At 58.1% G+C, this 10,384-nt stretch carries 6 protein-coding genes and 2 pseudogenes; 7 read left to right on the top strand and 1 reads right to left on the bottom strand.

All coding sequences use genetic code 11. The annotated features are described in order from the left end of the window. The 7 genes and pseudogenes from SO156_RS33590 to SO156_RS33560 form a co-directional block, all read left to right on the top strand. Positions 1-426 (top strand): nuclear transport factor 2 family protein (locus tag SO156_RS33590; protein WP_498537770.1); only part of this gene is annotated, 426 nt, incomplete at its 5' end. A gap of 55 nt (positions 427-481) precedes the next feature. Further along, on the top strand, positions 482-2,698 hold the full coding sequence (locus tag SO156_RS33585) for a N,N-dimethylformamidase beta subunit family domain-containing protein (protein WP_498537769.1): 2,217 nt from the start codon (positions 482-484) through the stop codon (positions 2,696-2,698). A gap of 524 nt (positions 2,699-3,222) precedes the next feature. Then, the gene (locus tag SO156_RS33580; protein ID WP_498537768.1) at positions 3,223-3,363 is read left to right on the top strand and encodes a hypothetical protein; all 141 of its coding nucleotides are present in this window, start codon (positions 3,223-3,225) and stop codon (positions 3,361-3,363) included. Between the two features lie 298 nt (positions 3,364-3,661). Beyond that, positions 3,662-3,769: pseudogene (locus tag SO156_RS33575) on the top strand (IS630 family transposase); the annotation flags it as partial. A 705-nt stretch (positions 3,770-4,474) separates the two neighbouring features. Beyond that, positions 4,475-5,962: a porin gene (locus SO156_RS33570; protein WP_498537767.1), complete on the top strand. Its 1,488-nt coding sequence runs from the start codon at positions 4,475-4,477 to the stop codon at positions 5,960-5,962. A gap of 1,024 nt (positions 5,963-6,986) precedes the next feature. Further along, positions 6,987-7,619: a Crp/Fnr family transcriptional regulator gene (locus SO156_RS33565; RefSeq protein WP_498537766.1), complete on the top strand. Its 633-nt coding sequence runs from the start codon at positions 6,987-6,989 to the stop codon at positions 7,617-7,619. Between the two features lie 563 nt (positions 7,620-8,182). After that, positions 8,183-9,700 carry a porin gene (locus tag SO156_RS33560; RefSeq protein ID WP_498537765.1) on the top strand — a complete coding sequence of 506 codons (1,518 nt, stop codon included), beginning with the start codon at positions 8,183-8,185 and terminating at the stop codon, positions 9,698-9,700. Between the two features lie 318 nt (positions 9,701-10,018). On the opposite strand, the pseudogene SO156_RS33555 reads toward SO156_RS33560, so the two are convergent. After that, positions 10,019-10,183 (bottom strand): annotated as a pseudogene (locus SO156_RS33555) (transposase); the annotation flags it as partial. Positions 10,184-10,384: the final 201 nt, after the last annotated feature.

Raw genomic sequence — 10,384 nt, 5'->3', positions numbered from 1 at the left:
CTCGATTACTCCCATTTCGTCGACTTCATCGATCCGATGGAAGGCGCCCGCTTGTTCAGCAACGATGGCACTTTGGTGCTCCCGGCTCGGAAACAAGTCCTGGATCGGAAAGGGATCGACGAACTCTTCAGGAACCAGAGGGACTCGCAGCGAGCCGGCAAGCTCGTGCAGCGGCACTTTCTGTCGAACATCGTGATTGACGTGAAGGATTCCGACCACGCGTCCGGTCGGGCCCTCGTCACGCTTTACCGCACCGAATGGGACTTGAAGAAGGGCCCGGCTCCGTTGCCAACGCCTACGCTCTTTATGTGGGAAGACGAATACGTGCGGACTCCGGAGGGATGGAGGATCTCCAAACACACGGCGAGACTCAACGAGTGGTTCCAATCGCCGGAGGCAGGCTGGTCGACCCCCTGGGGACGCTGAATGACACGGTGGACGAGGCATTGATCGAATCGGAACTGGATCGGAAGGGTAGCGCATGAGTGTCGGAGACTACGGCCGCCAGAGGCTCTTGGGCTATTCCGACCGATTGAGTGCCCGCCAGGGCGGACGCCTCACATTCTTTGTGAGTGCTCCAAAAGGCGAGTTCAATGCCGAAGTCTACCGCCTTGTGAGCGTCGATAACCGCGACGGCGCAGGCGGCATAAGGCATGAAGTCATGCCAAGCCGCCTGAAGCCATCTTATGCGGGTGCCGAACAGAAATCGTCGATTGGAGGCTATGCGGAATTAGTAGATGCGCCCATGGCGGCGCGTGGTCTACCTCTCTCGCTTGCGTTTTCGTTCTGGCCGAGCCTGCTGCCCGACGCCGAGGAGGCGCTCATCTGTTTCAACGGCGCCGGTTGTTCGACGGCCATTGTCATCTCCGGCCGCACGCTCGCTCTTATCGTCGATGGATTCCGGGTCGCGACACTTGACCTTGAACTCGCGACGCGGGTGTGGTACCGGGTCACCCTCGTTGTGGAAGATCATGCGGCGAGATTCGCCGCGGCCAAAATTTCTGTGACCGGGAAGGCGGAAGAAATCCGCGAGACGCTCGCGCCGCTTCGAAGCGAGGGCTTCTTCCCAAGAGGCTTCTTGGGCCAAGTCACGCTAGCGGCAGCTAAGAACGGAGGGGCTGCCCACAAGCATTTCACCGGCAAGATCGGCGACCTCGTCTTCGCTTCTTCCGCTCTCAGTCCGGAAGAAATCGGTGTGATCCTGAATGGAGCCGGAGCAGACCGCTTGCTCAGCTCGCGCTTACTCCATTCCTGGTCGATGGGCAGGAACACTGCTCCCATGGTCATCCCGAATGACGTCAGCGGCGGTCCAGTTCTGACGTTGTTCAACCTTCCGATGCGGGCGGTTACGGGCTCGCGCTGGTGCGGCAGACGGGACCATCCGGAACTCGCGCCCGACGAATACAACGCGGTTCTCTTCCACCGCGACATGGTAGCTGGAGGCGATTGGCAGCCGAGCCTCACTCTCGAAATCGAACCGGAATGGCGATCCGGTGTCTACGCGTTGCGAATCCAAGACGGCACGGACGAAGACTGGGTGCCGTTCTACGTCCGCCCTGCCGCTGGCTCGCGCCATTCAAGGGTGCTATTTCTCGCGCCGACGAACACATATCTCGCCTACGGCAACGAGCATCGCAGCTACATCGGCGAGGGATTTGCGATGAAGTCCGGACGCGTGCAACTGCAAGACGCCGACAAGTACGCCGAGGCACACCCCGAGCTCGGTCTGTCCATGTACAACAACCATGAAGACGGCGCCGGGGTGACGTATGCCTCACGCCTGCGGCCGCTATTGAATTTCCGCCCCTTTCACTTCAACTGGCTCAACGACTCGTATCGACATTTCGCGGGCGACTTCTACCTGCTCGACTGGCTCGAACACCATGGCTTCGATTACGACGTCTTGACCGACGAGGACTTGCATCTCGAGGGACTCGCTGCACTGCAGGCTTATGATGTCGTCGTCACTGGCTCCCACCCGGAGTACGTTTCGGAACGCATGATGGATGCGCTCCAGGAATACGTGGATCGCGGTGGCAATTTGATGTATCTTGGCGGTAACGGGTTCTACTGGGTCACCAGCTTCCATCCTGAGCTGCCCCATGTGATCGAAGTGCGACGCGGCCACGCGGGGATGCGCAACTACACGTCGCAGCCGGGCGAGAACGTCCATGCTTCGACCGGCGAACGGGGCAGCCTTTGGCGCTATCGCGGTCGCCCTCCGCAGCGCCTCACCGGGATCGGTACGGGGGCGGCCGGCTGGGGCAAGGCAGGTCCCTACAAGCGAACCGATGCAGCTGAAAGACCGGCACACAAATGGATCTTCGAAGGCGTCACCGACAAGCTGATCGGCACTAAGGGCATGATGCTGGACGGCGCGGCCGGCGACGAACTGGACCATGTGGATGCTCTCTACGGGACGCCGCCTGAAACAACCGTGCTCGCATCATCCGTCGGGTTAAGCGAGCATTACCAGCCCGTCGCGGAAGACTACACCTACATCCTCCCCGGAGAGCAGGGTGGATCCGACAATCGGCTTGTGCGCGCAGACATGACCTGGCTTTCGACCAAGAGTGGCGGAGCCGTGTTTTCGGTCGGATCAATCTGTTGGATAGGTTGTCTGCCGATCGACAACTACACGAACGCAGTTTCTCGCATTACGTTGAACGTGCTTAATCGGTTCATTGCAAATCGTTGATCGTGGCAGTTGTGGGTTGCAGATGGTCGCGTCCGATCGCATCCCTTGCTTGGCTCCATTCATGACCGTAGTCGCAAGGCAACCGTGCAATAGGGGCCGCGTTGGCACTCGCTATCTGTTCATTTCTCTTTTCATCTAGTGGTGACGGCACCTATGGCATTCGGCCTGAGATGGACCCGGATTTTGGGGACCATGTGTTTAGTTGGAAAGAGCTGCTCCGTTTTGATAGATGGGCGCATGATGACGACGAAAACGAGACGTAAGATCGACGCGACGCTGAAGGCAAAGATCGCGCTGGAGCGGTGCCGGAACGTGTGACGGTGGCCGATCTGGCCCAGCGCTATGAGGTTCACCCGAACAGATCTATGCCTGGAAGAAGCAACTGCCGAAACGGGCGGCGCGGGCCTTTGACGCGGGTCTCGGCCGGGAGAGCTAGGAAACGCGCGAACGCGAGTTCAAGAAGCTGCAGGACAAGATTGGACAACTAGTCCAGCGCGATTTTTAGCGTGGAGGAGGTCCGGAAGATGAGCACGCCGGATCGTCGAGGAATGCACGATCGCGCCGACAAGGCGCTGTCGATCCGCCGGCAATGCATGTTGCTTGGCATCGCGCGCTCTGGGGTCTACCGGCCGCCGCGGCCGGCCAACGACGACCACCTTGGCTGATGACGGCGGGAGCATGTGCCCTGCTTTGCTCGTTCCAGCAAGGGTGTCGGCCCGCCCCTTTTGACCTGGCCGGCGTCCACAATCGTTCACGACATCAAGGGCGAGGACTTCCAGCTCAATTCGGGCATGGCTGACGGCGCTCGTGAGTGTGAGAGGACATATCGCTACCAAAATGCTCTCTGAAGAGATTCACTAGCCGCCGACGCTAGAGCATTCGCCGAGTTGAGTGAGTCGAAAGGGATACCCAAATCAGCGGCGAACTGATTCAAACTGTCTGCCGGAGCGGAGGCCGTCAGGCATGTCAAAGGCTCTTTCGGTGGATCTTCGCGTTCGAGTTCTGAACGCTGTGAAGGCGGGCACATCACACCGAGAGGCAGGCGAGCGGTTTGGGGTGAGCGCGGCAAATGCCGCAACTACTTCATCGCCGCCGGATACGCTGCAACATGATTGGCCGATGCTCTAAATTGCTTGCCGACGTGATTTGGATCTTGTGGCGTCGGCGCAATTGCCGAAATCGGGGCGTTGACCAACGCGCCATCCTCCCGGCTGTGCTCCCCTATGATGACATCAAGATACTCCCGCGCCAGCCAACCTTCGATGAAGCGAATGCTCCGGCGGCCCGAGAGCTTGAGAGACCTGCCGCGAGCTCGTGGTCACAATGTCCAAATCGGCATGGGCCACCGCTATTACAACCTGCGCCGCGGACAGCCATGTTAGATCAATGTCCGGCCGATGCGCCCGCGAACATTTCAGGCCGATAGATCATTCGGCAACGCCAATGGCCGTTCTTGCCATCGTACGAAACGTACCTTGTTTGTGCGTCGCCGGTGCGAAACGTACCGTTATGACACGACTGCATCACGCTTGCGAGATGCCTGCACGCATCCGTGCGTTTCGTACGGAGTTCGTCCGCCAATAACAAACGCAGTCTGTCAACATAAGAACGCGAGCGGCGGAATCATCCGCACGGCGACGCCGGCTGGTTCGATCTATCAGTTGGCGTTCACGGAAGGCCCTGCAGTTAGGGAAGCGTCAGGGCAAGGCGAGGTGGTTGGTCTCTGCCGTAGTGCTTGAGCGACCACTGCGAGGTGGAATAGTCTGGAGAAAATTTATGAAAATGTTGAAGAGCCTTTTGCTCGGTTCGGCGGTGGGTCTGATCGCCGTTGGCGGAGCGCAGGCAGCCGATCTTCCCGTGAAGGCCAAGGCGGTCGAATACGTAAAGATCTGCTCCCTGTATGGTGCCGGATTCTACTACATGCCGGGCACTGACACCTGCATCAAGTTCGGTGGTTACGTCCGTGCAGACACCACGGTTGGTGCAGGCGACTACTCGTTCAGCCAAGGCGCGCCACAGGGTGCGAACAACCGTCTAACCAACTACTGGTTCAGCCGCGCTCGTATGGACTTTACCGTCGATACGCGCACCGCGACCGAGTACGGCGTGGTTCGTACGTACGCCGATATGGTCTTCACCTGGACGACTGGCGTCTACACCGGCAGCAGCCCGTCGGCTTATGCGGGTGACGGCATCGGTGGCGGCACCCTCGGCCTCTACCATGCGTTCATCCAGTTCGCTGGCTTCACCTTCGGCCGCACCGTCTCAATCTTCGATGCTCCGTGGCAGAGCTATCCGGCTGGCGGTCCCGACACCCTTCCGGGCGGTTCCAACCACGTCACTGGCGTAAACCAGGTTGCCTATACGGCTGATTTCGGCCAGGGCATCACCGGTTCGGTGGCGTTGCAGGATCCCACTCAGCAGGACCAGTCGAACCTCTGGAACCTGTCGGCTGCGACCGCTGCTGGCATGATTACCGGTGCGTACGGTGCCAACGATTGGGGCGGTACTCGTGCGCCTGACGTCATCGGCGCGGTCCGTGTTGATCAGGCTTGGGGCCTGGCTCAGTTCTCGGTCGTCGCCCATGACCTGCATGCGGCCTACTACGGCGCTACTGAGCCGACCGGTCATCCTGCCGACAAGTGGGGTTGGGCGGTTCAGGGTGCGTTGTCGATCAAGAACATCCCGACTGGCCCGGGCGACTCGATCAACTTGCAGGCAGTCTACACGGATGGTGCAAGCCGCTACAACTTCCAGAGCCTGTTTCCGCAGACGTTCTTTATGTATGGCGGCACTGGCCTGGCTGGCGCCTACCAGAGCATCGGAATCGCGGGCATTGCTGATGGCGTGTTCGTGGCCGGTTCGGGTATCGAGACGGTCAAGACCTGGGGCTTCCGCGGTGGTTATACCCACAATTGGAACCCGAACTGGGCGAGCGCCATCTACGGCGCGTACGGCGCAGTACAGTATGGTTCCGGTGGCAAGACCGCGATCTGTGCGAACGCTGCTGCGTTGCTCGGCTTCGCGGGTACTTGCAACCCGGACTTCAACCTCGCCGCGATCGGCGTGAACACCGTGTGGACCCCGGTGAAGAACCTGGCCTTCACGGCGGACGTCGTCTGGACCCACCTGGACCAGAAGTACTCGGGCACGTTCTCGGGTGCGGGCACGGCGAACTTGCCGGTTGCCAAGCCAGCTGCGATCTACGAGGCGAAGGACCAGAACTCGGTCAGCATGCTACTTCGCGCACAGCGCAATTTCTGAATCAAACTAGCAGAAGGAGAAAGAAAGCGACTTCATAGATCTAAGTTTGACCTCCAAGGAAGACCTCCGATATGCCCATCGGAGGCCTTCTACTTGACATCGGAATCTGCCTCGCGATGCTTTCTTTTTTCGTGCTTAGCATCGTTAGGCTGCACGCGAAACTCTATATTGAATACATGCTCGACCGGCAGCTTATGGCAGTCGCGTCCGCCCAGCTCTCGCGCGCTCGCCGCCGAAGGACTTTCCTCAGTTTTTGGGACGTCAACTTCGGCGGCACGGCCTTCGCAACGCGTATCCGCTGAAGATCGCGTTGCTTGCGGATGATGTTGCGCCAGGCAAGCTGTACCCGCTCGACGTCGAGCGAGGTTCAGATCGTTGGATCGAATCAAGCCCCTCAAGAAATGGTTTGCAGCAACTCCCGAAGGCGTGTCGCTCATTCAGCCAAAAGAAGCCGAATACATCATGCCTGTTCGAGTTGCGTCTAGGAACTAGCGAGAAACAATTCTGCTAGCCTCGAAGATTAGAAGCGGAACGTGCCTTTCCCAATTCCGATCTGGTATCGACCTTTCCGAAATTGGTATTGGCGTCGCCGAAGGTGGTTCGTCCACAATCTGCGCAGGAGTGGAGGGGCAAGATGATATATATCCTGCTGCTGACGACGGCCCGCTATTCGCTGGCGGCGTTTGCAGAATTCGAGGTAGGGCTCCTTTGAGCAAGCAACCCTCCCGGAAATCATTTGAATTGCAGAGATACTTCGATGTCCATCAGGCTCTCTTTGAGGCGGACAGGCCCAGGGACCGTTCAGAGGCCTATCTAGGGACAATTACCGAGGAGGAGGTACTTATCAAACCATGGGCGTTCCTCAACCGACCGGGTGCCCGGGAGACAGCCGATGGTCCATCGGTCTGATAACGTGCGCACTAGTACGCGATCCTTTGTCAAGAATGCGATTCTTGCGAGTCTTTCTCTGCAAGACCTCGCCGTAATAGGAGAGTTCCTCGAGCCTATTGTCCTGCGAGAACGTATGGTTCTGCATGAGCCGAAAAGTCATGTTGAACACGTCTATTTCATAGAGTCCGGCCTTGTCTCGCTGAGGATCGTCGCGGAGGGAAGCATCCTTGAAACGGCGGTAATCGGATATCGTGGTGCGGTTGGCGCTTCACTCTTATTGGGAGGACATCTTTCGACCCATCGGTCTGTCGTGCTCTTTCCGGGAAGAGCGCACAGGATCCTTGTCGAGGATTTGCGTCGGATGATGAATGAGCGCACCGAAATCCAAGAACATCTTTTTCGTTACGTTCACGCGCTGAACTTGCACTGCGCTCAGACAGGATTGTGTGGCGTTCGACACGATCGCGAAAAACGACTCGCGTTGTGGCTCTGTTTGGCCAGTGATGCTGTTGGGACTCATGTACTTCCAGTTACCCATGACTACCTTTCGTCTGTCTTGGGATTGCGCCGGGCCGGGGTCACAGAGACGTTAATCCGATTCGAAGAGCAAGGGCTAATTCGCAAGACGCGCGGCGTATTGCAAATAGATGAACGCAAGTGCCTCGAGCAGAAGGTATGTTGTTGTTACAGGCTTATTTCAGGCGCTTATGCCTCGTCCTTGCCTGCAACAAAAGCCCCGGTGACTAGCAAAGTCCGCGCGTTCTGAATCACCCTTTAGCTTCTCGAGTCGCTCTACGCTGGTGCCTTCACGCCACCTGGAAATCCTCTGAGGCCGCCACGGCGGGCGTCGATCCTCATCCAGCCCGCTGCCGTGGACGAAGGGGCTGTCGTGTTGAGGTTTTCGCTCAGAGCGCCGACCGTCTTGATCTCAACGGCAAGGGCTTAAGGCGCACCCATGTGGCGCGTACTGTCTGGCTGAGCGCTCCGGCTTCTGAGTTAGTCGGATAGCATAAAGACAAGCTTATAAAACGTACGTCCGATCGTTTGTTGGTACGAATCGTACCGATGTGATGCGATCGGAGCACTCGCCCTTGAACGCGAGTTCAAGTTCGTCCATTTCGTACAAATTTCGTGCGCCCATTATGAATGTATTCTGTCAACGTGATCACGCGAGCAGCGGAATGGTCCGCGCCGCGACGTTTGCTGATGCAATCTACAGTAAGCGTTTGAGGATGGCCCTTGTAGATCGAGAATGATGGGGGGCAAAGGCGGCTAGTCTCTTAAAACTTGAGCGGCCGCTTTTTGACGTGAAACAATTGGAGGGCTATTATGAAGGTGGCGAAGAGTCTTTTGATCAGTTCGGCCGCGGGTCTGATTGCTGTTGGCGGAGCGCGGGCTGCTGATCTGCCCATCAAGGCGAAGGCCGTCGAGTACGTGAAAATCTGCTCGCTGTACGGCGCCGGATTCTACTACGTTCCGGGCACTGACACTTGCATCAAGTTCAGTGGCTATGTGCGCGCCGACGTGACCTTTAACACTAACAGTGCTTATAATCCCCCAGACAGCGGGGTTGGAGCCGCACGGAACCGCCTAAGCAACTACTATACAAGTCGTACCCGCACGATCTTGGGCGTCGACACGCGTACGGCGACCGAGTATGGACTGCTTCGCACCTACGCCGAAGTCTGGTTCACTTGGACAACAGGCGGTTATAACGGTGCCGGTACCGGTCTCACTGGTGGCGGTACGAGTTATAACTCGAGTGCAAATACTATTGGCGGTGCTGCGCCCGGTCTCTATTACGCCTTCATCCAGTTCGCTGGTTTCACCTTTGGTAGGACGGGATCGCAATTCTCTACCCCCTGGGGCGAGTATCCCGGAAACTACGTTGAATTGCCGGGTAGCAGTGCGTGGGATCCCGTGAACCAAGTGTCCTATACCGCTGACTTCGGTCAAGGTATCACGGCTTCATTCTCGGCGCAGGATCAAACTCTCCATGACACAACCAACATCTGGAACGTGAGCGCAGCCACGGCTGCGGGTCTCGCCACCGGTACTTACGGCGCCAACGACATTGGCGGTACTCGAGCTCCAGACCTCATCGCATCGCTTCGTGTTGACCAGTCCTGGGGCCTCTTTCAGGCGTCCCTCGCGGCTCACGATAACCATGCTGCTTACTATGGCGCGACAGAGGTTACCGGCTATCCGAGTGATAAGTGGGGCTGGGCGGGTCAGTTGGCATTTTCGATCAAGAACCTCCCAACCGGTCCGGGTGACTCGATCAACGTGACTGGCGTCTATGCAAATGGTGCAAGCCGTTACGTCTTCAACGACTATATGTCGACCAACTTCGCGAGATATGGCGGCTCGAATTTGGCGGGTGCTTATCAGAGCGTTGGAATCGCTGGTATCGCTGACTCTGTGTTCGTTGTCGGCGCTGGTCAGGAGTTGACCACGACATTCGGCTTCAACGGCGCCATCAATCACAATTGGAATGAATATTGGCATACCAGTATCTTCGGTGGTTGGGGCGCGGTGCGCTACAACGGCACTGCTAAGGGCTATATTTGTGGCGCGGTCGTTACAGGGCTAGCGCTCTCGAGCGGCCTTGCTGGCTGTAACCCTGACTTCAACTTTGCGGTAGTCGGTACATACGTCAGTTGGACCCCGGTCAAGAACCTGGTCTTTGGCGCAGAGCTCGCTTACAACGTCCTCGATCAGAAATACGCCAGCGGAAGCACTGTGACGCTGCCGGTGCAGTCGAGTATTGCAAAGCCCGGTGCTGTGTACGACCTGAAAGACCAAGGCGGCCTCACGCTGCTGCTCCGCGCTCAGCGCAACTTCTGAGTCTCCGTCGAACTAAGGAACCAAAAAAGAGGTAGGCTCGATTTTGATCCTCCGGCATCCCTGCCGGAGGCTTTTGTTACTCAGATCTAATTTTTCCGAAATATGAGGAGCGTGGCAGCGTTAGGTCGCGCCGGGTCAAGTCGTAGCCATTTCGCTAGAGCTGGCTTATTTGGTGCGCCCCCCGGCCACGACTGAGCACTAGCTACTTTCCGGCGCAAAATTCGCGGTTTTGAAGAGACGGGTCAACGTACGAACAACAATAAACCCCGCCGAAGGCTGGCGGGGCGATGGAAGCCCAGGGAGAGGTGGTACGAACCGTTATTGCGGCGACTGCTTCTCCATCACGCGGCCGATATTGATGAGGTTATCGGCAAGGACGCCGAGCCCGACCCAACGCTTCATTCCGGCACTTCCCTTGTAGCGGCATCGATTTAGCCCGTGTCGCCGTTTGGCGACGCTGATGCGCCCCTCACATCCGGTTCTGTGGGTGTCCAGCGATGAGCTTAATGATCCCGAGCCGCCAAGGCGATGCTGCTGGCCGAGCGGCACGGGGCCGAGCGGCTGCATCCGATGGTCAAAGAACTGCAACGTCAATGGAAGTCAGCCAGGACGCGACAGCGCCGGAGCGGCGAGCGGAACACGCACGCAAGCGTCGCGTCAATCGCGGAGCATTCTCAGATCATC

This window comes from Bradyrhizobium sp. UFLA05-125, from assembly GCF_059803515.1.
Note: the sequence above shows the minus strand (reverse complement) of the source record. Positions and strands in the feature narration are given on the sequence as shown.